Source organism: Pseudomonas sp. J380 (genome assembly GCF_009827115.1).
GTDB classification, from domain to species: domain Bacteria; phylum Pseudomonadota; class Gammaproteobacteria; order Pseudomonadales; family Pseudomonadaceae; genus Aquipseudomonas; species Aquipseudomonas paracarnis.
On record NZ_CP043060.1, the window covers coordinates 715,169 to 737,946 of the forward strand.

Annotated in this window: 15 protein-coding genes and 1 pseudogene; 2 read left to right on the forward strand and 14 right to left on the reverse strand. The window is 61.5% G+C overall.

Features of this window, described 5'->3' with window-relative positions; genetic code table 11:
* Nucleotides 1–142: 142 nt before the first annotated feature.
* Nucleotides 143–322: a hypothetical protein gene (locus FXO12_RS03330; protein WP_034126032.1), complete on the forward strand. Its 180-nt coding sequence runs from the start codon at nt 143–145 to the stop codon at nt 320–322.
* 57 nt (nt 323–379) lie between these two features.
* Here the strand turns inward: FXO12_RS03330 and FXO12_RS03335 are convergent, their stop codons facing one another.
* Nucleotides 380–1,939 carry a hypothetical protein gene (locus FXO12_RS03335; RefSeq protein WP_057974810.1) on the reverse strand — a complete coding sequence of 520 codons (1,560 nt, stop codon included), beginning with the start codon at nt 1,937–1,939 and terminating at the stop codon, nt 380–382.
* Between the two features lie 197 nt (nt 1,940–2,136).
* Between FXO12_RS03335 and FXO12_RS03340 the strand changes: the two genes are divergently transcribed.
* Nucleotides 2,137–6,660, forward strand: coding sequence for a hypothetical protein (locus tag FXO12_RS03340; protein WP_060772648.1), 4,524 nt, complete (start codon nt 2,137–2,139; stop codon nt 6,658–6,660).
* A gap of 181 nt (nt 6,661–6,841) precedes the next feature.
* On the opposite strand, the pseudogene FXO12_RS03345 reads toward FXO12_RS03340, so the two are convergent.
* The 13 genes and pseudogenes from FXO12_RS03345 to FXO12_RS03395 all read right to left on the reverse strand — a co-directional run.
* A pseudogene (locus tag FXO12_RS03345) lies at nt 6,842–7,177 on the reverse strand (alpha-E domain-containing protein); the annotation flags it as partial.
* Nucleotides 7,178–7,361: 184 nt separating this feature from the next.
* Entirely contained in the window at nt 7,362–7,955 is a 594-nt protein-coding gene (locus FXO12_RS03350; RefSeq protein WP_057975737.1) for a glutathione S-transferase, read from the reverse strand.
* Complete coding sequence (locus FXO12_RS03355) at nt 7,952–11,590, reverse strand: AAA family ATPase (RefSeq protein ID WP_057975738.1); 3,639 nt, start codon at nt 11,588–11,590, stop codon at nt 7,952–7,954. The genes FXO12_RS03350 and FXO12_RS03355 overlap by 4 nt, the downstream gene beginning before the upstream one ends.
* Nucleotides 11,587–12,828, reverse strand: coding sequence for an exonuclease SbcCD subunit D C-terminal domain-containing protein (locus tag FXO12_RS03360; RefSeq protein WP_057975739.1), 1,242 nt, complete (start codon nt 12,826–12,828; stop codon nt 11,587–11,589). Before FXO12_RS03360 ends, FXO12_RS03355 begins: the two co-directional genes overlap by 4 nt.
* A gap of 1,006 nt (nt 12,829–13,834) precedes the next feature.
* Complete coding sequence (locus FXO12_RS28875) at nt 13,835–13,957, reverse strand: hypothetical protein (RefSeq protein WP_254914303.1); 123 nt, start codon at nt 13,955–13,957, stop codon at nt 13,835–13,837.
* 336 nt (nt 13,958–14,293) lie between these two features.
* Complete coding sequence (locus FXO12_RS28880) at nt 14,294–14,416, reverse strand: hypothetical protein (RefSeq protein ID WP_254914303.1); 123 nt, start codon at nt 14,414–14,416, stop codon at nt 14,294–14,296.
* Nucleotides 14,417–14,749: 333 nt separating this feature from the next.
* Nucleotides 14,750–16,390, reverse strand: coding sequence for a BatD family protein (locus FXO12_RS03365; RefSeq protein ID WP_057975740.1), 1,641 nt, complete (start codon nt 16,388–16,390; stop codon nt 14,750–14,752).
* Nucleotides 16,387–18,126: a tetratricopeptide repeat protein gene (locus FXO12_RS03370; protein ID WP_057975741.1), complete on the reverse strand. Its 1,740-nt coding sequence runs from the start codon at nt 18,124–18,126 to the stop codon at nt 16,387–16,389. Before FXO12_RS03370 ends, FXO12_RS03365 begins: the two co-directional genes overlap by 4 nt.
* Nucleotides 18,123–19,211, reverse strand: a complete 1,089-nt coding sequence (locus tag FXO12_RS03375; RefSeq protein WP_054897968.1) for a VWA domain-containing protein — start codon at nt 19,209–19,211, stop codon at nt 18,123–18,125. The genes FXO12_RS03370 and FXO12_RS03375 overlap by 4 nt, the downstream gene beginning before the upstream one ends.
* Nucleotides 19,204–19,698 carry a DUF4381 domain-containing protein gene (locus FXO12_RS03380; RefSeq protein WP_003190798.1) on the reverse strand — a complete coding sequence of 165 codons (495 nt, stop codon included), beginning with the start codon at nt 19,696–19,698 and terminating at the stop codon, nt 19,204–19,206. The genes FXO12_RS03375 and FXO12_RS03380 overlap by 8 nt, the downstream gene beginning before the upstream one ends.
* Nucleotides 19,695–20,627 carry a DUF58 domain-containing protein gene (locus FXO12_RS03385; protein ID WP_044273431.1) on the reverse strand — a complete coding sequence of 311 codons (933 nt, stop codon included), beginning with the start codon at nt 20,625–20,627 and terminating at the stop codon, nt 19,695–19,697. Before FXO12_RS03385 ends, FXO12_RS03380 begins: the two co-directional genes overlap by 4 nt.
* 5 nt (nt 20,628–20,632) lie before the next feature.
* Nucleotides 20,633–21,592 (reverse strand): MoxR family ATPase, encoded by a 960-nt coding sequence (locus tag FXO12_RS03390; protein ID WP_020301524.1) that lies wholly within the window; start codon nt 21,590–21,592, stop codon nt 20,633–20,635.
* 371 nt (nt 21,593–21,963) lie between these two features.
* Entirely contained in the window at nt 21,964–22,317 is a 354-nt protein-coding gene (locus FXO12_RS03395; protein ID WP_054897966.1) for a hypothetical protein, read from the reverse strand.
* Nucleotides 22,318–22,778 lie beyond the last annotated feature (461 nt).

Below are 22,778 nucleotides of genomic sequence, written 5' to 3' on the forward strand. Positions count from 1 at the left end.
AATGCGGGGCCTGAGCCGTTGTATTAATCGCAGTGATAACGGCTACTGTTTCAAAGCATTTCTAAGGTTCAACCCTCGGGCGTAAGTTGGGTTCCAAGGCCTTCCCAGGCCACCCAACCAAACGAACACAAGGGTTACCGCCATGAACTTCAATCTCTTCTCGATCATCGCTGCTTCTGCTGTTTCCGCCACCGTGGCCTTGCCTGCCGCCGCCAGCGTGGAAGTCACCGGCAAAAAATCCAATGTCACGGCCTATACCCAGAAATACCTGCAACAGAGTGCCAACTTTTATGCGGCGCTGGATCACAAGATTCAAAACTGATTGTCGAGCGACTCAAACCCCAAGCCACTCGCGAGAGTGCCTTGGGGTTTGACGTATCTAGCTGATGGTCAATATCCGACGCAAGGATTCATTCAGGTCTATTGCGCGCGCGCGGGTGAAGCTGCTTGAGATCACGTAATAGAACTCGAAGCTGTAGCCTTTGAACTGGCGCAATTGTTCCCAGTAAAACACCTGCTTGACCGGCGCACCGACGGGCCAGGATTGGCCGACGACTTGTGTCTCGGTATGGAGGATCACCTCGTTCAACCCTTTTACAAGTCGAAAGATCCACAGAATCTCGTCGGTGGGTTGCCGCCAGGCATAGTAGGGGCAGCGTGCGATGACATGCGCCGGGTCGTTACCGATGTGATCGTCTGGGTAGCCCTCAAGGTCCGGTGGCTCCAGGCGAACCACTGAGCCTCTGACCTCGGCGCTGGTTTTCTTGGAGTACACCTCGTAGGGCGGGCCGGACTTTCTCAATACGAAGCTGGTCTCCACCCGGCCCTCAGCGGCCATCCGTATATCAAGGTAATCGATGAACACTGAATAGACCTGGCCACCTCGCCTGATCTCGACAAATTTGTGAATGATTTTGACGCCACCTTTAGGCGGGTAGATGCGGAACATCACATCATAAATATCACCCACCTGGCCCACGCTTGACGGCGTGCGAACCTGCATCTCCAGGGGGTTTTCCCCCACGACTTCAAGGTCGATATAGCCAGGTGGCCCGCCATTGACGATGACGGGGCCATCCGTCAGTTGCTGGCCCAGGTTCACCGAGACCTCCACGCTGGCCGAGCCGGGCGTCGAGACATTCCCCACCAGATCCCGCACCTCCAGCCAGACGTACAGACGATCACTGTCGCCGGCTTCAAGCAAATCCGCATAGGTCACCAGGATCACTGTGGGCTTGAGAGCCCCCGCAATGTTTTGCGTCTTGATCACCGATCCCCAGTGAAGATCGACTTCATCGGTTGGATTGGTGTTTGGGGGCGGCTGGAGCGTGATAGTGACGCCTTTGCTGGCGTTGCCTGGGACGATGACCGTCTCGGATACGCTGAATTTCAGTCCTGAATGCCCGGGTACTGTAGGGCCATCGTTGTCGTCACCGGCGGGAAGGTCGGTCTTGACCAGCGTCAGCAGCGGGTAAGACCTGTCGTAGTCCGTGCCGCCGGCATAGTGGACCACATACACCAGGGCATACGGGCCGTCGGGCAGGTCCTTCTGTTCGGCGGCGAAAAAGTAGGCGTTGTTCAGCTCCTCGCCAGGTTTGAGCTGCTTGGTGGCGAGTACCGACACAGTGCCGTCGTCGAGTAGTTTACCGACGGTGATGACATCGCCGGGGGCCGCGGCCCAGCCTTTGTCTACCTGAATCGTCATGCCCGACTCAAACAACCACTTCGGGACGCCAGCGTCGTAGCCTTTGACGTTCTCACTCATGCCGGGAATGTAAAGCCGGTCGAGGTACTTGGGCGCCTTCTTTTCCTCCAGCGTCATGATGGTGTGTGATGGGGCCGGAACCTTCTGTTTGGCAGAGGCTTTGGTTTTGGTCTTTCCCTCTGCCGCTGCTGGCTTGGTCGCAGGCGCGGATGTCTGGTTTTTTTTGGCTGGCATGGCTGTTCTCCTGTTCCTGCGAAGTGTGCTGTTGGCGCTATCAAACGCCTGAATCCGGGCATTGGCTACTGTCAGAATTAACAGGTACCGATCCAGGTGCATCCTGCACTACCTGTTAATTCTGACAGTAGGCACGCCGCGATTTCAGGCGTTTGATAGTGGTAAGCCAACAGCGCACGACCGTGAGGATTCTCGCCATGCCCAAGATCAAAACACTTGACCCCCTCTTGCCGCCCATCGTTGTTCCGCTGATGGAACCGGCCATTGATGGTGATATCGAAGGGGCGCATGGCGGTATCGGCCTGCGGCATACCGAGGTGCCGTTGGTGGTCTACCTGATCAACCCCAAAGATGGCGTCACTCCGGGCAGTGTTGCCTCACTGTTCTGGGGCAACCGTAATATTCCCGTGGCCTCTACGCCGATTCGCGAAGGCGAGCAAAACCTTGACCTGTTCCCGATGACTGTTCCCGCGCACCATATCGTCCCGTACTTGGTCGACGGTGTACGTGGCATGCTAAGGCGCAGCAGCGGCAATGAGTCATTCACCGAAGAAATCAAGTTACGGGTCAGCCTGACTCGCCCCGGTGGCGAAGACAAAGACAGTCTGCCCGGCCACCAGGGGCTGGCGTATGAGGTCCCACCGGAGGTTTTGCTGCATGGCGTCAACCAGCAGCAGGCACTGGCGGGTGTCAAGATCATCATTCGCTACTGGCTAAACATGCGCGCTTATGACCTGATCACTCTGGCCTGGGGCTCGCAAGTGGTTCAGCACCGGGTCCAACCCGGCGAAGTGGGCCGTGATATCACCTTGACCGTCGACTACGCCACTATCAGCGCCGCGGGCAATAACCGGCTTACGCGCGTGGCTTACCAGGTGCGGGACGCGGGCGGCAATCTGCCGGAGGAGCGGGCGCGCTGGTCGGCGGTGTCGTTGATTGATGTGCACCTCAATGAGGTGCGCCCCGAAGCGCCGTGGCTGCAGTTTCCAGACACCGGTACGAAAATCGACCTCGCGGAACTGGGCAGTTGGGATGTGGAAGTGGCCCTTTGGGTCCTCTCCCAGGAGGCTAGCGCCTATTCCCACGTGACGCTGATCTGGGCCGGTTTGGACAGTGAAGGCAATTCGATCCCTTATACGCACACCGAAGAACTCAGTAGAGCAGGCCTTTATACCTTTGAGGTTCCCAACGCGCTGGTGAGCGCGATTGCCGAAGGCAGCGCGAGCGTGCATGCCCTGTATCAGAATGGCTCGGTGCAACAGCCTTCCGAAAAACTCTATCTGGAGGTCGTGGGGCAAGTCGTCAGGTGGCCGGCGCCGACGATAGACGAGGACCAGGGTGGCCATATCGAGCCGGATGTCGACGCGACCGTACGCTTCCCCCTTCAAGGGAGCTGGCCGAAGGACGGTTATATCGAAGTCATCTTCCGGGTCAGCAGCGCCGATAACACCATCGAACATCGCATCGGCCGCGAGGTCGACGATATTCCGCCCACGGCCGGTGGGGATTTGTTGTTTACGGTATACCCCGACGAACTGCGGCGTTTCGACGGCCACCTGACCGACGTGTTTTACGCCCATACCCGGCCCGGCGGCCGCCCGCAGGAGTCCCTGCGGTTGCAGATCGTTGTGGGTCAGATCAAGCGTACGATGCCCAAGCCGATTGTCGACAAGGCGATCAGCGGCCAGTTGAATCCGGATGATGTAGGTGCCTACGCCACCGTGTTTGCACCGTTTGGCGAAACACTGCGCGGCGACTGGATCCGCATGTACTGGCTTGGCCGGGGCGCCCGCACCGAAGTGCCGGTGGAGGTGGCCGTGAATGGCGCCACCACCGCCCACGACATCGAAAAATACTACGTGGAGAACAACCTGGATGAGTCGGTGACGGTGTTCTATACGCTGACACGCGCTGATGAGGCGATGCCGCGTTACTCACAGATCACCGAGGTGCTGATCAGCCGTGGCGTGGGCGAACTGCCGTCGCCGACCTTGCTTGAAGCGCAAACCACCGGCCCCGACACCGCCGACCTGGAACCCCTTAAGGTGCAACAGGGCACCCAATTGGTGGTGAGCTACGTGGGCATGCGCAACGGTGACTCGATCAAAGCCAGCATGGTAGGCGCCGGCAATGGCGGTTCGCCAGATATCCCGGCCAAACCTGGGAATGAAGCCTTGCAGGAGGTGGCGTTCGATATTTCCAGGGCGGCGATTGCGGCGAACATTCGTGACCACGTCACCACGGTGAAATACCACTATGTGGTAACCCGTGCGGGAGTCTCGGTCACGTCGGCAATTTTGACGGTGACCGTGAGGCCGATACCGCAATCGGAGCTGGCCAAGACGGTCATCAGGCTCAACGAGGCCAATAGCGCGACAAAGGTGTTGGACCTGGATAGCTTCGTCGGCAACGCGATGGCGCATGTCGGCACCTGGCCGTTTATCACCGCCCCTTATCCGGTCTCGTTGAAGTTTTTTGGTAGAACAGCCGCTAATGTTGCTCATGACCTGACGCTGTTCAGTTTCAACAGCTCGTATGTCAATCCGAACTGGGTTGCCCAAGGCCGCTATGAATATCGCCTGTTGCGCACTTACCTCGATGGGTTGGGCCATGGCAAAAAATTGAGGATGGAATTCAAAGCCGCCGTCAGTCTTAGCAAGGTTGAAGCCGAGGCGATCAGCTTTCCGGTGGTGGAGTACACCGTCAACACACTCCCGGCAGAATTCCCTGTTCCCAAGTTGACCCAGGCCACGGGGACGGGTACCTCCGTTACCCTGGCGCCGTTGAATGCACAAAACGGTGGCACCGTGTCCGTGGAGTACACACCGATGTACACCACAGACAGCATCAAGGTGACGATGGTGGGGACAGCCGGTGCGGGTTCTCCGGTGATCCCGGCCAAGAATGGGGTAACGGCGGGCAAAGTCACGTTCGATATTACCAAGGCCGCGATTGCCGCCAACGTCGGCAATGCCAACAAGACGCTCACGCTTAAGTACGACGTAACCCGTAGCGGCAAGGTGGTTGCGTCCAAGGTGTTGACGGTGACGGTGACACCGATACCGACAACTGAGTTGGCAAAGACAGTGATCCGGATAAATGAAGCGGATGCTGCTACCAAAGTCCTGGATTTGAGTGGATCGGTTACCAATAAAACTCTACGCGTTGGGTCATGGCCGTTTATCGCGAGCTTCCAACCGGTAGCCATGTTATTGAGTGGCTTCAAGGCCGATGGATCGGTACATGAGCTGCAGGTATGGACTCTGGCGAGCAACGCGGTGACTGCTGGGTGGTTCAGCAATGGTTTCTATGATCAACGCGTCGCCGCCTCGTACTTCCTTGAACTGGGTCATGATACGAAACTGAAACTTCAGTTCAAGGCGACGCTTTCATCTAGTCAAGCCGAGGCTGACGCCATCATCTTCCCGATAGTGGAATACACTGTTAACACACTGCCGGCAGAATTCCCTGTTCCCAAGTTGACCCAGGCCACGGGGACGGGTACCTCAGTTACCCTGGCGCCGCTGAATGCACAAAACGGCGGCACGGTGTCGGTGGAGTACACACCGATGTACACCACAGACAGCATCAAGGTGACGATGGTGGGGACAGTCGGTGCGGGTTCTCCGGTGATCCCGGCCAAGAATGGGGTAACGGCGGGCAAAGTCACGTTCGACATTACCAAGGCCGCGATTGCCGCCAACGTCGGTAATGCCAACAAGACGTTCACCCTTAAGTACGACGTAACCCGTAGCGGCAAGGTGGTTGCGTCCAAGGTGTTGACGGTGACGGTGACGCCGATACCGGCTGCCAACCTACGACGGCCGTTGATTAATGGTGTTGCGCATACCGGAACTTTAGACGTTCCAAATTTGCCGGCGAACGCCAAACTCACGATTGCTCCATGGCCGCTGCAATACTCAGGCATGAAAATCTGGCTGCTTTATCGCTGTGCAGGCGCCAATCCTAACCCGCATGTCATTTGGACTGGCGCGCAACATCATTCGGCTGATGGGTTGGAATATGGAGCGCCATTGACTTGGCTGAAAACTTGCCCGAATGGCGCTACGGTCAGTGTTGAATTCAAGGTCGCCTATGACCCTAATACCGATGAAGCTGGTGCGGTAAGTTTCCCAATTACTCAATATACTGTGTTGAACGTGGATGAACTGATTGTTGACACAAGCCCAGTTTATCTCTCTAGGACGACCTACCTGATCCCCAGCCACCCCACGGTGCTACCGGTATTCATTTCGGGTAACTCTATTCGACGTTCGGTGAGCGGCGGCAAACCGCCTTATTATTTCAGTTCAAGTAAACCGTCTATTGCCCATGTCGATGAAACGGGGCGTGTCACCTCGCGAGGCAATGATTCGGCAATCATCACAGTGACTGACAGCTCTCAACCGCCACAGAGCAAAAGTTACAGTGTGACTGTCAGCAATGTCATTAACTGTCATGCATTAGCAGGCAAGGCGACGTGGTCGGCCACCGTATCCAACGCAAGCAGCCGTGGCCTGCGAGTGCCAGATATTTACGAGTTGCGCGCATTGAGCCGGGAGTACGGGAATCGATGGCCACTTGGAAATGATCTTTATTGGTCAAGCTCGCTATATGATCTTGTCACTTCTTACCAATACCTGAGAAATATCATTACTGGCGGGGAAATAGTGCTTAAGCCGGATATATCTACTCTCGCTCTTGGCGTGGGGTTCAACTAGAGAAAACAAGGGGCAGACTTGTCACTATGTTGATTAAGGAAATACGGAGCGAAATACCGAAATACGGGGCAGATTTATTTAAAAATTAAATCTGCCCGATCTGGCGCCCCTTCAACGATCAACACGGGCTGGCGTATTATTGTGCTGGTACCAAGGGATTGGTCACCCCACCCAGTATCAATCAAACGACTTCCAGATAAGAACTCTGCACCGCCCGCGCCAACTTCCGCACAGCCTCAATAAACTCCGTCAACCGACTATGCAACCCATCCTCCAGAATCTCATCAATCCCCGTATACCTCAGCCGCGCTTCAAATTCCGCCGCCAAGCGCTGCGCCGTGCGTCCATAGCTGCCAGGAAGGTCCGCGAGGATATGGCTCAACTCCCCGATACACGCATGCAGCGAGCGCGGCACGTCGCTGCGCAACAGCAGCAGTTCCGACACCGAGCGGGCATTCAAGGCATTGGGATACAGCTCGGTGTATGCCTCAAATGACGACAATTCGTGGAGCACGGACTGATTCAGAAGCGGGTCTGCCCCATACTTGATGCTAGATAACAAGACCCGGCACTGTACTGGAATTGAGCGACGGTCAAATGTGGGAGCTGGCTTGCCTGCGATGGCATCAACTCGGTGTTTCAGTTGCACCGAGTCGTCAGTATCGCAGGCAAGCCAGCTCCCACACTTGAGTGTATCGGCCTCAGGGCTTTGCCATCACGGCGGTAAACAGTGGGGACTCAAGGAACCGCTGTAACCAAATCTGCAAACGCTGATACGGCGTCCCCGCAAACCACTCCCGATCCACATGGGCAAACTGCCGCACAAACGGCGCCAGTGCCGCATCCGCCAGGCTCGGGTGTTCGGCGAGCAAGTACTCACGCTCCGCCAGCAAGCCTTCCAACTTTTGCAAGAACACCTCACCCTCGGCCCGATAATGCTCCATCGGCTGTTCCGGGTAGCGCTCGGCATACTTGTATCGATTCAAGTGATGCTTGAACACCTGATCATTCTCGGCAATCAACGCCAGCACCGCAGGGTCACCTTGCAGCAGCCAATCATCCGGATCGTGCTGCGCCAGCGCCCATTGCATGATCTCCAGGCTCTCCTCGATCACTCGACCTTCGACACTCAACACCGGCACCGTACCCTTGGGCGACAGCGCCAGCATCTCGGCTGGCTTGGCCTTGAGGCTCACCTCGATGATTCGCACAGCAACACCTGAGTAACGCAAGGCCAGCCGTGCCCGCATCGCATACGGGCAGCGTCGGAACGAGTACAGCAGCGCTGCGTTCACTTGACCTCCAGGGTACTCAAGCCATTGCCCTGGCGCTGGACCTGGATTTGCACCGGGATGCGCTCGTGCATTTCCTGTACGTGGGAGATCACCGCCACCTTGCGGCCCTGGGCCTGCAAGCCGTCCAGGGCGTCCATCGCCAATTGCAATGACTCCGGATCAAGGCTGCCAAAGCCTTCGTCGATAAACAGCGACTCGATCTTCAAGGTGCTCGACGCCATGGACGCCAGGCCCAAGGCCAACGCCAACGACACCAGGAAGGTTTCGCCACCGGACAGCGAATGCACCGAACGCAGTTCATCGCCCATCTCTGTGTCCATCACCAGCAGCCCGAGCATGCTGCCGCCGCGTTTAAGCCGGTAGCGGCGCACCAGTTGGCGCAGTTGCACGTTGGCATGGTGCACCAGCAAGTCGAGGTTGTAGGCCTGGGCGATCTTGCGGAAGGTGTCGCCGGTGGCCGAGCCGATCAGCGCATTCAGGCGTGCCCAGCGCTGCCACTGCTCGTAAGCCTTGGCGATCTGTTCGGCCAGGGCCTGGTTGGCATTCTGGCGGCGCTGGTCTTCGGCCTGGCGTGCGCGCAGCTCGGCGCAGTGTTTCTCACCCTCGAGCAGTTGCTGCTCAAGCGTTGCCAGGGTGGCGTCCAACTGCTCAGCCTCCAGGTTGCCGTTGTGCAGGGCCTGGTGTTCGGCCAGGCGCTGTTCGCGCTCGTGCAGCAGAACCTTGGCTTGCTCGACGGCCTTTTCGCTGCTGTGCAGGTGCTGACGCAACTGCGCGACCTGGGCTTCATCAAGGGCCAACAGGCGTGCCAGGCCCTGATCATCCAGGTCTGGGTGCAGGGTGCGCCATTCGCCGATGCGTGTCGCAAGGGCTTGCTGCTCCGCCTCCAATGCCTGCTGGTGGTGCTGTTGGGCCTTGAGGTCGGCGGCCAGCTGTACCTGGGCCGTGTGCACGGCGTGCAGTTCGTGGTTGGCGTCGGTCTCGCTTTGGCGCGACTGCGTGACGGCTTGCTCCAGCTGCTGTTGCCACTGCTCGGCGCTGGGGTGGTCCCCTAGCAAGGCGCGGAGTTTTTCCTGGACGGCGTGTTGCTGGTCGGCCAGCTCGGCGACTTGCAGATTCGAGGCGTCGAGTTGCTGCTGACGATGCTGTTGGTGGGTGTGTTGTTTCTCGATGGCCTGTTGGCGCTCCTGCTGCTCGGCCTGCTCATCGCGTTGATGGCCCAACTGCTCAAGGCGCTGGCTGACCTGCTGGTCGAGCTGCATGAAGGTCGCCGCAGGCGCGCTGCGCAAGCCTTCCAGCGTTTCGCTGGGCAACAGGCTGGCGAAGGCGCTGAGTTCCGCCTCCAGGCGTTCGCGGTCGCCGGCCAGTTGCCGTTGTTGGTCCACCAGCAATTGCCGGGCTTGCTGGCTGGCGTCCTGGGCCGCTTGCAATTGTTGCTGCAAGCGCCCGGCGTTCTGTTGCAGGTTGAGCAGGGCGCCTTGGCGTTGTTCGTCCTGGCTGATGCTTTGGGTCAATTGGGCCAGTTGCTGGGCCAGCCAAGGGCTGCGCTTAGCGGGGTCCTGATTGAACAGCGAGGCCGACAGTGGGTGGGCATGCAGGCTCGGTGCCAAACCCTGCTGCTGGGTGGCCAACTGTTCCTGCTGTTGCAGGAACTCTTTTTGCTGAGCGATCAGGCCGCCGACTTCACCGCGCAGTTCGGTGAGTTTTTCCTTGAGGCTGTCGACGGCTTTCTGCGCCGCCGCCTCTTCACTTTCATCATGGCGGCCCAGGCTTTGCAGCAGGGCTTCAGGCTGGTGATAGGGGTGTTCGTGGCTGCCGCACACCGGGCAGGGTTGGTCATCCTGCAACTGCTCGCGTAACTCCTCGACGCTGGCACTGCGGGCCAGGCGTTGGCGCTCAAGCAGTTGCTTGGTCACCGCCAGGGTTTGTTCGGCAACGGTGAGTTCGGCCTTGGTTTGCAGGCCGGTCTGGTTCAGTTGTTCGCGTTTTTGCGCGGCCTCGGCAAGCCTTTGCGTGAGCGCAGCGGCCTGTTGATCCAACTGTTGCTGGCTGTCCCACAAGCGGGCCAGGTCTTCGAAGGCGCGCTGTTGCTTGCGATTGTCTTGCAGCAGGCTGGCCAGCAATTGGATTTGTTCGGCCACCGCGTGCGGTTCGGCACCGGCCTCGTGGTAGAGCAGGTCCAGGGCTTCGCGCTGTTGGGTGAACTGTTCGCCGGCGGCGCTGGCGCGCTGTTCGAGTTGCCCCAGCTCGGCCTGGCCTTGGTTGAGGCGATTGCCGATCAGCACCAGTTGTTGCAGGCGGTCACGGTAGGCGTTCCAGGCATCGCTCAGCGGCGCGAGGGCGGCGCTATGCTCAAGTTCGGTGGCCAGGCGCTGCAGGCGCTCGGTGCCTTGGGCCTGGGTGTGTTGCAAGCCGCCGAGCAGGGCCTGGCCTTCGGTACAGGCGCTTTCGTGCTGGTGTTTTTCCTCGTTGCGCTTGGCCAGTTCGCGGCTCACATGGGCGAGGGTGTTTTGCTCTTCGATGGCCTGGCGCAGCAGGGGAGCGGCGTCGGCCTGGTGTTTCAGGGCCTCGGCCAGTGCAGCCTGGGCGGCCACTTGCTGGTGTTGCGCCTGTTCCTGGCGGGAATGCAGGGCGGTTTGTTGCTCGAGGTGCTGGGCAATCTGTGCCGCCAGGGGCGTCAGCAAGGTGCCGAGTTCTGCCTGGCGCAGGAAGTGATGGCGTTGCGGTGCCAACTGCTCCAGCAGGCGCAGATCCTGGCGTTGCTGGCCTTGGCTGGCCCAGGTTGCTTCGTCGCGTTGCAGTTGCTCCACTGCGTGTTGATGGCGCTCCTGCCATTCACGCAGTTCCTTGAGCCAGGTGTGCTGCAACTCCAGCTGCTTGAGCTGGGCTTGTTGGGTTTTGAGTTGCTGCTGGGCGTGGGCCAACTGTTGATCCAGCTCGGCGCGGGCTTCGGGTGCCAGGGGTACCACGCCGGTGGCTTGGTCCTGCAGCTGTTTGTGGGCGTCCTTGGCCTCTTTGGCCTTATCGAACGCACGGCGGCCGAGCTGGGTGTAGAGCGCGGTATCGGTGAGCTTTTCCAGCAGTTCGCTGCGCTCATTGTCATTGGCCTTGAGGAAGGCGCTGAACTCGCTTTGCGCCAGCAGCACCGCACGGGTGAACTGTTCGAAGTTCAGGCCCAGGGCCAATTCGAGCTGGGTCTTGTATTCGGTTTTCTGGCTGGCCAACAGTTGGTCGCTGTCCAGGTCGATCAGGCTTTGCCGGCTGTTCTGCAACTTGCCGCTGGCTTTGTCACGGGCGCGGTTGGCTTCCCAGCGCGCACGGTAGCGACGGCCACTGACACCGACAAAATCCACCTCGGCATAGCCACCACCGGTGCCGCGTCGAATCAGGGTGCGCGGGTCGCCGATGGAGATATCCGTGTCGGCGTCCGGCATCTTGGCCTGGCCGGTGTCACCCAGGCGCGGCACCGCGCCAAACAGCGCCAGGCACAGCGCATCGAGCAGGGTACTTTTACCCGCGCCGGTCGGCCCGGTGATGGCGAACAGACCCGCACTGGCCAGGGGCTCGGCGGTAAAGTCGATTTCGAACGGGCCCGCCAGGGAGGCGAGGTTTTTCAGGCGGATGGCGAGGATCTTCATGGCTGTTCGCCCTCCTGTTGCACTTCCTGGAGCAGCACGGCGAAGTCCTTCAAGGTCTGTTCATCCACTTCACTGCCGTAGCTGTCCTGCCAGGCGCGGCTGAACAGTTCCTGGGGCGTGAGCTGGTCGAGTTCGATCAGTTGCGCATCGTCTACCTCTGCGCTGTCGCGTGTGCCGGCATACTCGGCGGCGATACGCACCAGGCGCACGGCCTTGCCTTGCAGGGCGGTTTCGATCTGTTGGCGCAGGTCCGGTTGCGGCTCGTCGAGGCGCACGCGCACTTCCAGCCAGGGGTGGCGCTGGGTTTCGGCGAGCAGGTCGATGTCGGGCAGCTCACCGAGTTGCTTGAGGATATCGGCCAGGGGCGCGGCATCCAGGCGTTGCAGGTTGACGGAGCGGGGAATCAGGATCGGTTCGCAGCCCACCAGCCTTTCGCCCTGGAACGTCACGTCGAGAATCTGGTGCTTGTAGCCGATTTCGGAGAACGACAGGGGGATTGGCGAGCCGCTGTAGCGAATGCGCTCCTCGCCATTGACCTTTTGCGGTTTGTGCAAATGGCCGAGGGCCACATACGCCACGCTTCGGTCGAACAGTGTGGCAGGCAGCGCCTCGGCATTGCCGATGATCAGGCTGCGTTCGGAGTCTTCGGATACCGACCCACCGGCCATATGCGCATGGCTGATGGCTATCAGCGCCTGGCCTTTGTTGCGCTTGGCATTGGCGGCCGCGATCAGCCATTCATGCACTTGGCCGATGCCGCGCAAGTAATCATCGCCCAGCTGTGCGCCGGTGACTTCCGCCGGGCGCAGGAAGGGCAGCGCCAGGCACCAGGCGGCGATCTTGCCTTTGGCATTGGGCAGCGGGATCAGCAGCCGGTCGGCATCCAGTTGCCCGTCATCCAGCCACAGCACCCGGCCCAGGGCATGGGTGCGCAGGCGGCGCATCAGAGGCGCAGGCAGCTCAATGCGCGAACCGGAGTCATGGTTGCCGGCAATCATCACAATGGTCAGTGTCGGCTGTTGTTCGTGGGCGCTGATGATGAAGTCATACAAGCGCTCCTGGGCCTTGAGCGGCGGGTTGACCGTGTCGAAGATATCGCCGGCGATCAACAGCACGTCCGGGCGCTGGGCCTTGAGTTGGCCCAGCAGCCACTCAAGGAAACAAGCGTGTTCGAAGTCGCGTTCCTGGCCGTGGAGGTTTTGGCCCAAGTGCCAGTCGGAGGTATGAAACAGACGCAAGGCGAACTCCGTGGAGAAGATGAAAAGGAGGGGAGTTTACCTGTAAAAGTGCACGCGGACTCATGGCCGACGCGATCAACGGAGTGTGGGCCAGCCCTGATGGCTGATTGTAGGAGCGAGCTTGCTCGCGAAAAACGTCAACGATGACGCGTGTTTCCTGGATAAACGCGGCGCCTGTGAGTTCTTCGCGAGCAAGCTCGCTCCTACGGGGGCTATGGCGTGTCAGTGGGGTTGGGTTGCAGGCAATCGAGCGCACGGTCGGCGAGGGTGCGGGCCATGTCGATCAGGCGACGCAGATCCACTGTGGGAGCTGGCTTGCCTGCGATGGATGAGTATCAGCCAGCACATCTGCCGACTGTTACACCGCCATCGCGGGCAAGCCCACTCCCACAAGGTTTTGTGGTGTTGGTCGAGGCTGGGTTACTTGGGGTAGAGCGGCGGCAAACTGGTGGTGTCGGTGGCCGGGTCTTGTTCGCGTTCGGCCACGGGGATCGCCTTGATGGCACGCCATTGATTGTTCCCACGCAGAGCGTGGGAACGAGCAGGCTCGAGGGGTACTTGGGGTAGAGCGGCGGCAAACTGGTGGTGTTGGTGGCCGGGTCTTGTTCGCGTTCGGCCACGGGGATCGCCTTGATGGCACGCCATTGATCGTTCCCACGCTCTGCGTGGTAATGCATCCCGTGACGCTCTGCGTCACCGTTGCACAGGGCGTGAAGCCTGGACGCGGAGCGTCCGGGGCGGCATTCCCACGCAGAGCGTGGGAACGAGCAGGCTCGGGGGTTACTTGGGGTAGCGCGGCGGCAAGCTGGTGGTGTCGGTGGTCGGGTCTTGCTCGCGTTCGGCCACGGGGATCGCCTTGATGGCGCGCTATTGATCGTTCCCACGCTCTGCGTGGTAATGCATCCCGTGACGCTCTGCGTCACCATTGCACAGGGCGTGAAGCCTGGACGCGGAGCGTCCGGGGCGGCATTCCCACGCAGAGCGTGGGAACGAGCAGGCTCGGGGGTTACTTGGGGTAGCGCGGCGGCAAGCTGGTGGTGTCGGTGGCCGGGTCTTGCTCGCGTTCGGCCACGGGGATCGCCTTGATGGCACGCCATTGATCGTTCCCACGCTCTGCGTGGTAATGCATCCCGTGACGCTCTGCGTCACCATTGCACAGGGCGTGAAGCCTGGACGCGGAGCGTCCGGGGCGGCATTCCCACGCAGAGCGTGGGAACGATCAGGCTCGGGGGTTACTTGGGGTAGAGCGGCGGCAAGCTGGTGGTGTCGGTGACCGGGTCTTGCTCGCGTTCGGCCGCAGGAATGGCCTTGATGGCACGCCATTGATCGTTGATCGTTCCCACGCTCTGCGTGGTAATGCATCCCGTGACGCTCTGCGTCACCATTGCACAGGGCGTGAAGCCTGGACGCGGAGCGTCCGGGGCGGCATTCCCACGCAGAGCGTGGGAACGAGCAGGCTCGGGGGTTACTTGGGGTAGCGCGGCGGCAAGCTGGTGGTGTCGGTGGCCGGGTCTTGCTCGCGTTCGGCCACGGGGATCGCCTTGATGGCACGCCATTGATCGTTCCCACGCTCTGCGTGGTAATGCATCCCGTGACGCTCTGCGTCACCATTGCACAGGGCGTGAAGCCTGGACGCGGAGCGTCCGGGGCGGCATTCCCACGCAGAGCGTGGGAACGATCAGGCTCGGGGGTTACTTGGGGTAGAGCGGCGGCAAGCTGGTGGTGTCGGTGACCGGGTCTTGCTCGCGTTCGGCCACGGGGATCGCCTTGATCGCGCGCCACAGGTTGATCGTTCCCACGCTCTGCGTGGTAATGCATCCCGTGACGCTCTGCGTCACCATTGCACAGGGCGTGAAACCTGGACGCGGAGCGTCCGGGGCGGCATTCCCACGCAGAGCGTGGGAACGAGCAGGCTCGGGGGTTACTTGGGGTAGAGCGGCGGCAAGCTGGTGGTGTCGGTGGCCGGGTCTTGCTCGCGTTCGGCCACGGGGATCGCCTTGATGGCACGCCACAGGTCATCACCCAACCAGTATTGGCCGCTTTCGCTGTACAGCGCGCCATTCAACCCATCCAGGGCATCGGACAGCGGCACAAACCGCGCGGCCATGTCGGCCAGCGTTTCCGGCTGTTGCCGTGCCCAGGCGTCGAGGGCCTGGCGGGTAGCATGAGGGTCGTTGGCCTGGGTGGCGCGCTTGAGGTCGTCGAGCAGGGTGCGTGGGCTGGGACCGGTTTGCGCGGCGCGTTGTACCGCCGGTTGCCGGCGTGCGCGCCACCACAGGCCAAAGCCCAGCAGGGTGGTGCAGGCCAGTATCAGTGTGCTCAGTTGCCACAGCCACAGGCGGTCATCATCGGGGGCGGTGATGATGGTGGGTGTCGCCGGGGTGTCCACCACCAGGCTGGGGTTCACCGCCACGTGCACGGTGCGCGCCGGCAGGCTGGTGCGTTCCAGGTGATCTTCGTGGGTGTTCCACCACACCACTTCCACGGCGGGCAGTTCCAGCTCGCCGGCGCGGGTCGGCACCAGGGCTTCGCGGTCTTCACGGCTGCCGGTCAGGCCGCGGTCACTGGTACGGTTAGCCATCACTGGTTGGTCGGGGTAGCGGCGCAGGCCGTTGACCTCGGTGCCGGGCAGCGCCGGCAGCTGTGCGCTGGACAGGCCTTCGGCCTCCACGGTAAGGCTGCGGGTCAGGGAGTCGCCGACTTGCACGTGGTCCGGCGTGGGGTTCCAGCCTTCGCTCAAGGTCAGGCTGCGCGCGGGCAGCCAGGGGGCGTCGGCGGGGTAGGCGTCCGGTTTGGGTTTGACCGTCAAGGGCAGAGGCGCAGAGCTGACGTGAATCATCTTGCCCGGCTTGGTGCCCTGCAGGGTGTTTTCCTGGGGCGGTCGCGATTCCACCAGGGTGGCGCTGAAGGTCTGCGCCGGAATCACCACGGCGCCACTGTGTTGCGGGTAGAGGGCGTAGCGGGTTTCGATTACGCCATGGCGGATGCTGTTGATGACCTTTTCATAGGTGCGTGATTCGCCCAGTTGTTCGACACGTGCATCCGGTATCTGCAAGGGCGTGAGGCTGCTGTCGTCATACAGCGATACCGAGTGGTACACGCGCACGGTCAACAGGGCCTGGGCCTGCACGTACACGCTGGCCTGGTCGAGGCTGGCTTCGATGAACACCGGGGCCAGTTCGGCGCTGGTGTTCTGGCTGGCGCTTTCCACCACTTGCAGGGTGATCGGCTGGGTCTTGAGCGCGCCCACCTGCAGCGGCGGGATCACCACGTTGCCGTTCACCTTGGGCAGCAGGGTGATGATCCAACGGGTGGTGGCGTGGTTGTCGCCGTCCAGCGTGGTGAGTTGGTTGATCTGGCGGGTGCCGCTGACTTCGAACTGCGCGTCCAGGGGCGACAGGTCCGGTTTGCCAAACTGGGTCACATCACTGGATTGCACCGTCAGCTCCACCGTTTCCCCGGAGTTGAGGCGGCTGCGGTCTACGCTGGCGACCAGGTCCGCCGCCTGGGCGTGGCCTGCCGACAACGCGAGCAGGAGCAAAAGGGTGGTGCGGCGGCTCATCGAGTGGTGTCCTGATGTTGTTGCTGTTCGTACCAGAATTTGCGGCGCAACAGCTCGCCGGGGTTGTCCGGGATCTCCTGCAACCATTGCTCCAGTGCTTGGCGGCGCTCGCCTTCCAGGCGTGTGTCGGCGGGGCGCAGTGGCGGCGTGGTGGTCTGCTCGTCGCCCAGTTCGCTGCCAGGCACTTCATTACCGCCTGGCTGTGGCGCGGCGCCTGTCTGAGTCTCAGCGGTACCGGCTTCGCCCTGGCCGTGGGACGATTGCTCGCCGCCCTGGGCCGTTTGTGCGCTGGTGCCCGGTTGCGCAGTTTGGCCGGGTTGGGCGGTTTCGTCATCTGCGTTTTTTGCGGGCGGGTCCGGCTCGGGCTGCGCTTGCTCCTGCATCAGCGCTTCAACCAGGGCTTTGTTTTTCAGCGCGGGCTGCAAATCGGGCTGGGCTTCCAGGGCTTGTTCATACGCATCAAGGGCCGCTTCAAGTTCACCGGCCTTGGCCAGGGCATTGCCGCGGTTATAGTGGGAATAGGCGTCGCTGCCTTGGGCAAACCGCTTGATGGCCTCGGCGTAATTGCCGGCTTCATACAACGCAACGCCTTGCCATTGCGGGTCCTGGAAGTGTTCGGCGGCTTCGGCCGGGCGTTTGTGCTTGAGCAGGTACTGGCCTTGTTGGTCGGGGCGAAGCCACAGGTCCTGCAGCCCAAAGGCGTAGCTGGGTTGCGGCGCGCCCATCAGCAGCAAGGGCAGGCAGAACAGCCAGCCGCGACGCCCGGCGCACGCGGCCAGCAGCAACAACGGCAAGAGCAGCCAGTAACCCTGGTCGGCCCAGCTGTCCAGGCGCAGCCGTTGGCCGTCGTCGCGCAGGGCTTGGGCGCTGTCGAGCATACCGAGTTGGCGCAGGTCCTTGTCATCCAGGCGCGCCGCACGGTAGCGGCCACCCATTTCGCTGGCGAACGCCTTGAGGGTCGGGCTGTCGAGGCGCGGCACCAGGATCGCGCCCTGGTCGTCCTTGAGGAACTCGCCGCTCTCCTGAGTCACCGGCGTACCTTCGCGACTGCCGATGCCGAGGATCGACAACGTTGGAGCCTGGGCACTTTGCAGTTGCAGGCGGATGCCTTGGCGCTCTTGTTTGGACAGTGAGGAACCGATCAGCAGCAGGCGCCCCTGGCCCAGACCGCCTTGCTTGAGCAGGCCCAGGGCTTTTTCCACGGCAAGATCGGCACGATGGCCGGGCTCGGGCATGATCGACGGGCGCAGGGCTTCCAACAGGTTGCGGCTGGTGGCCAGGTCATCGGACAGCGGCACCAGGGTATGGGCGCTGCCGGCATACACGATGATGGCTGTTTGCGCATCGGTGCGCGCTTGCAGTAAGTCATACAGCTTGCGCCGTGCCTGTTCCAGGCGGTTGGGCGGGCTGTCGGTGGCGAGCATTTCCGGGGTCAGTTCCAGCAGCACCACCAAGGGGTCGGAAGGTTTCTGGCTGGCTTGTTCAACCCGTTGCCAACTGGGGCCCAATAGCGCGAGCACGGCCAACAGCCAGGCGATGCCGAGCACCACCCACGGCGATTTACTCTCGCGGCCATTGCCACCACTGAGCAACTCGGCATGGAACGCCGGCGGCAGGATCATCTGCCAGCGCCCGGCGCGCTTTTGCCGGTGCCACAACTGCCACAGCAACCAGCCAAGCAGGGGCAGCAACAACAGCCACCAGGGGCGCAACCAGTGCGGCCACAGCGCGATCATCGACGCCTCCGCAAACGCAGGCGCTGCAGACGCTGGCGCCATTCAGGGTGTTGCTGCAAAAAGATGCCCCTGCTCGATAGCCTATTGAAGGCTCGTTGCAAAGCGTTGTTCGGCCAGCGTTCCTGGATCACCAGCAACAGGCTCAACACCAACGCCAAGGCCAATGGGCCGCTGTACAGCGCCTGGGCCGGGCGGGCCTGGGTGGGTTGTTGTTCCACGGGCTCGAGGGTGTCGAGAGTGTCCTTGATCTTCAGCAGTTCCTCGCCGTCTCGGGCGCGGAAATACTGGCCACCGGTGGTCTCGGCCAGTGCCTTGAGCGCCGGTTCGTCGAGGTCCAGGCTCGGGTTTACGCCTAGGATGCCCAGGGAGCCGGTTTGCTCGGGGTCGGCGCCGATGCCGATGGGGTAGATTTTCACGCCTTCCTCGGCCGCCAGGCGCGCGGCGGTCAACGGGTCGATCTGCCCGGCGTTGTTGGCGCCGTCGGTGACCAGGATCAGCACACGGCTTTGCGCCGGGCGCTGGCGCAGGCGTTTTATGGCCAGGCCGATGGCGTCGCCGATGGCGGTGTTCTTGCCAGCAATACCGATGCGCGCTTCATCCAGCCAGGTGCGCACGGTGCGGCGGTCAAAGGTCAGGGGCGCTTGCAGGTAGGCTTGGCTGCCGAACAGGATCAGGCCCACGCGGTCACCTTCACGCTCCTCCAGAAAGTCTCCCAGCAGGTGCTTGACCAGGGCCAGGCGGCTGACGTCCTCGTCCTGCCAATGCATGTCGGGAAAATCCATGGAGCCGGAGACATCCACCGCCACCAGCAAATCCCGGCCGCTGGCAGCAATCGGCAAGGGTTCGCCCAGCCATTGCGGGCGGGCGGCGGCGGTCAACAGCAGCAACCACAGCACCACGAATGCGGCTTGCTGGCGCCAGCCGGGCAGGTTGACGCGGGCACGGCGGCGGGCCAGGCCTTCGAGGTCGCTGAGGTAGCTGACTTTCAGCGCCGGTTCGCCGCTGTCGGCCACGGGCAGCACCAGGCGCATGACCCAGGGCAGTGGCAACAGGGCGAAGATCCACGGCCAGGCGAACTCAAACATGTTTGCGAATCCAGGTGTCGACGGCTTGGGTGAGGCCGGCGATGGCTTTGTCGTCGAGCTTGCATTCGGGTTTGTAGGCGCCTTCCACCAACACCATCCAGCGCGTCAGGCCGGCTGCGGGGCAGCGGTTGTCCAGGAAGGCCAGCCATTTGCGCCCGTTGAGGGTATGGCTCTGGCTATAAGGGTAGTCGTTACGGCACAGGCGCTTGAGCAGGCCGTTGAGTTGCTGCAGCCAGGCGCCCGCAGGCGCTCCGTCGTAGGGCTTGGGCATCAACGCCAACTCGGCCAGGGCGGCGATACGCAACGGGTCCAGCGGTTGTTCGGCGCGGGCCACAGGACGGCGGGCCGGCAGGAAACGGCGCAGCCACCACAAGCCCCAACCGAGCAGTGGGATCACCAGCAGCAACAGCCACCAGCCCGGTGCCGGTGGCCAGAAGCCAATGGCGGGCGGGGCGATCAGCGGTTGCAGTTGGTCCAGGCTGCTCATGGTTTTTTAACCGGGCGTTGCGGGTTGAGATATTCGCGCAGTTGCTCGACCATTTCACTCTGGGTGCTCAAGGGCATCAACAACAGCCGCAGTTTCTGCGCGAGCAGTTCCCAGCGGGCGATACGCGCTTCGGCTTGAGCCTTGTAGGCCTGGCGCAGGTCGATATTCAGCGTGTCCAATTCCAGTTGCGCGCCCCTTTGCGCGAAACGCAGCAGCCCGGCGGCGGGCAGGGCGTGGTCCAACGGGTCAGAGATTGGCAACAACAGCAGGTCGCAATGGCGCGCCAACAGACTCAGCTGTTGCTCGGCGCCTTCGGTGAGGGCGCGCTCATCACAGATCACCACCACCAGGCTGCCCGGGCGCAGCACCTCGCGGCCACGGCGCAAGGCCATGCCCAGGGCATCCGCTTCCGGTTGACGCTCGGTGTTCAGGCTCTGGTTGACCCGCACCAGCCGGTTGAGCAGTTGCAACAGGCTCTGCTTGCTGCGCCGTGGCTTGATCTCGTAGTGCTCGCTGTCGCCGAACACCAGCCCGCCCACCCGGTCGTTATGGCCCAGGGCGGCCCAACCGATCAGGCTGGCGGCCTGGGCGGCAAGCACCGACTTGAACATTTGCCCCGAGCCGAAAAACAGCCGGCAACTTTGCTCGACCATGATGAAAATCGGTCGCTCGCGCTCTTCGTGGAACAGCTTGGTGTGCGGCTCCTGGGTACGCGCCGTCACGCGCCAGTCGATGGTGCGCACATCGTCGCCGGCCTGGTACACGCGCACCTGGTCGAAATCGACGCCACGCCCGCGCAGCTTGGAGTGATGAAGGCCCACCAGCGGGCTACGCTGGCCAGGCGTGGAGAACAACTGCACCTCACGCACGCGGTGGCGCATCTCAATCAATTCACTGAGGGTTACGCGGATGCCATCGCTTGCGTTCATCGACTTCAAGCGACGGCAACGACGTCGAGAATGCGTTGCACCACGCGGTCCTGGTCGACACCGGCGGCTTCGGCCTCGAACGACAGGATGATGCGGTGACGCAGCACGTCGAACAAGACCGCCTGGATATCTTCCGGGCTGACAAAATCGCGACCGGCCAGCCAGGCATGGGCGCGGGCGCAGCGGTCCAGGGCGATGGAACCACGCGGGCTGGCGCCATAGGCGATCCACTCGGCCATTTCCGGATCGAACTTCGCAGGGGTGCGCGTGGCCATCACCAGTTGCACCAGGTATTCCTCCACGGCATCGGCCATGTACAAGCCGAGGATTTCCTTGCGGGCGGCAAAGATCGCCTGTTGGCTGACGCGCCGCTCGGGCTTGGTTTCGCCATTCAATGCTTCGCCACGAGCTTGCTGCAGGATGCGGCGCTCGACGGCGGCGTCCGGGAAGCCGATCTTGACGTGCATCAGGAACCGGTCGAGCTGGGCTTCGGGCAGCGGGTAGGTGCCTTCCTGCTCGATGGGGTTTTGCGTGGCCATCACCAGGAACAGCGGTGACAGCTCGTAGGTGCTGCGGCCCACGCTGACCTGGCGCTCGGCCATGGCTTCGAGCAAGGCCGACTGCACCTTGGCCGGGGCACGGTTGATTTCGTCTGCGAGCACCAGGTTATGGAAGATCGGCCCCTGCTGGAATACGAAGCTGCCGGTTTCCGGACGATAGATCTCGGTGCCGGTGATATCGGCGGGCAACAGGTCGGGGGTGAACTGGATACGATGGAACTGCGCTTCGATCCCTTCGGCCAACTCCTTGATCGCCTTGGTCTTGGCCAGCCCCGGTGCGCCTTCGACCAGCATATGGCCGTCGGCGAGCAGGGCGATCAACAGGCGATCGATGAGTTTTTCCTGGCCGAGAATCTGCGTAGAAAGAAAGGTTCGCAGCGCAAGCAGCGCTTCACGATGTTCCATCGATGACGGTTCCTGGAAAGATGAGCCTGGGTGTCGTGACAGAACACCGGGCCTGGGGGGTTTACTTTAATGCATCGCGGGGTGCGGCGACTAACGGCTTGATGGGTATTTTTGGCGAAACTTACAGGATTGCGGTGTGAGAGGCATAACAGCTGGGTAGGTAGAGCACGGTCCCTGTGGGAGCTGGCTTGCCTGCGATCCAGTCAACTCGGTGATTCAGGCACACCGAGTCGATGCCTTCGCAGGCAAGCCAGCTCCCACATTTGGATCGCCGTGCCTCAGCCAGATCAGCGTCGGCTGTCAGGCCGTCACGGGAGCAAGCTCCCTCGCCACAGATTTTAGCGTCGTGACGAAGTTTCAAGTGACCGGTTTCAAGTCCGAATGAACGTGCCGGTGCCTGTGAGGATGTTCTGCAGGGTTTCCTGCACTTCGGCCATGTCTGACGCGGCGGTGCCGTGGGTGATCTCCAGCTGGTCCTTGCCGCCCAGGGCATCGGCATCGCCGGCCGCCAGTTCGATCAATAAGGTGGTCTCGCCCAACGTCACTTTCAGCCCATCCAGGGTCGAAGGCTCGTAGTCCCAGGTCAGCTCCACTTCGTCTTCATCCGGGTAACGGGTGAGCATGAACATTTCGCCGTTCTTGCCGTGACAGCAAAGCATGGCCATGTTGTCTTCTTCGTCGTCGCACGGGGTGGCCATCAGGGCGTCGGTTTTCAGCTGCAGCATGGGGCAATCCTGTGTAGGGGAGGGCAATTGTGCCACTGCGGCGAATTTTGTGCTTCATCCTGTGTCGGAAGTCAGGCATGACCTGACGGGCCGGATCGGTCATTTCTGGTACTGATGGTGTGCAAAGTAGCAAGATTTTCTACCGAAAATCCTGGGTTGCCCAAGTTGCAACCGACACCCTGCTTACCGATGACCGAATATGTCGCAGCGTTGCAAGCAGCGTTCTTCCTACACTCGTTAAGCTGCGCAACGGATGTGCCCTGTGCCAGGCGCCTGACCTGCCCGTCGTATCGTCATCTGGCCAACGGCATGCCGTATGGAAGTTGTATGTGACCTGACTGTCCTGTCCAGCTTCACCCACCTGTCACCCTGATTCGTTTATGGTGCTTGTCAGCACACCAGCGAACAGAGCTGACGGTCTCCCCGCAAGGGGATAACACGCGACGCTTTCATCAATAACA

Excerpts from the sequence above, each read along its gene's own strand:
- FXO12_RS03330 (WP_034126032.1), top strand. The coding sequence starts at position 143 with ATGAACTTCAATCTCTTCTCGATCATCGCTGCTTCTGCTGTTTCCGCC.
- FXO12_RS03335 (WP_057974810.1), bottom strand. The coding sequence starts at position 1,939 with ATGCCAGCCAAAAAAAACCAGACATCCGCGCCTGCGACCAAGCCAGCA.
- FXO12_RS03340 (WP_060772648.1), top strand. The coding sequence starts at position 2,137 with ATGCCCAAGATCAAAACACTTGACCCCCTCTTGCCGCCCATCGTTGTT.
- FXO12_RS03355 (WP_057975738.1), bottom strand. The coding sequence starts at position 11,590 with ATGAAGATCCTCGCCATCCGCCTGAAAAACCTCGCCTCCCTGGCGGGC.
- FXO12_RS28875 (WP_254914303.1), bottom strand. The coding sequence starts at position 13,957 with ATGCATTACCACGCAGAGCGTGGGAACGATCAATGGCGTGCCATCAAG.
- FXO12_RS28880 (WP_254914303.1), bottom strand. The coding sequence starts at position 14,416 with ATGCATTACCACGCAGAGCGTGGGAACGATCAATGGCGTGCCATCAAG.
- FXO12_RS03365 (WP_057975740.1), bottom strand. The coding sequence starts at position 16,390 with ATGAGCCGCCGCACCACCCTTTTGCTCCTGCTCGCGTTGTCGGCAGGC.
- FXO12_RS03370 (WP_057975741.1), bottom strand. The coding sequence starts at position 18,126 with ATGATCGCGCTGTGGCCGCACTGGTTGCGCCCCTGGTGGCTGTTGTTG.
- FXO12_RS03375 (WP_054897968.1), bottom strand. The coding sequence starts at position 19,211 with ATGTTTGAGTTCGCCTGGCCGTGGATCTTCGCCCTGTTGCCACTGCCC.
- FXO12_RS03380 (WP_003190798.1), bottom strand. The coding sequence starts at position 19,698 with ATGAGCAGCCTGGACCAACTGCAACCGCTGATCGCCCCGCCCGCCATT.
- FXO12_RS03385 (WP_044273431.1), bottom strand. The coding sequence starts at position 20,627 with ATGAACGCAAGCGATGGCATCCGCGTAACCCTCAGTGAATTGATTGAG.
- FXO12_RS03390 (WP_020301524.1), bottom strand. The coding sequence starts at position 21,592 with ATGGAACATCGTGAAGCGCTGCTTGCGCTGCGAACCTTTCTTTCTACG.
- FXO12_RS03395 (WP_054897966.1), bottom strand. The coding sequence starts at position 22,317 with ATGCTGCAGCTGAAAACCGACGCCCTGATGGCCACCCCGTGCGACGAC.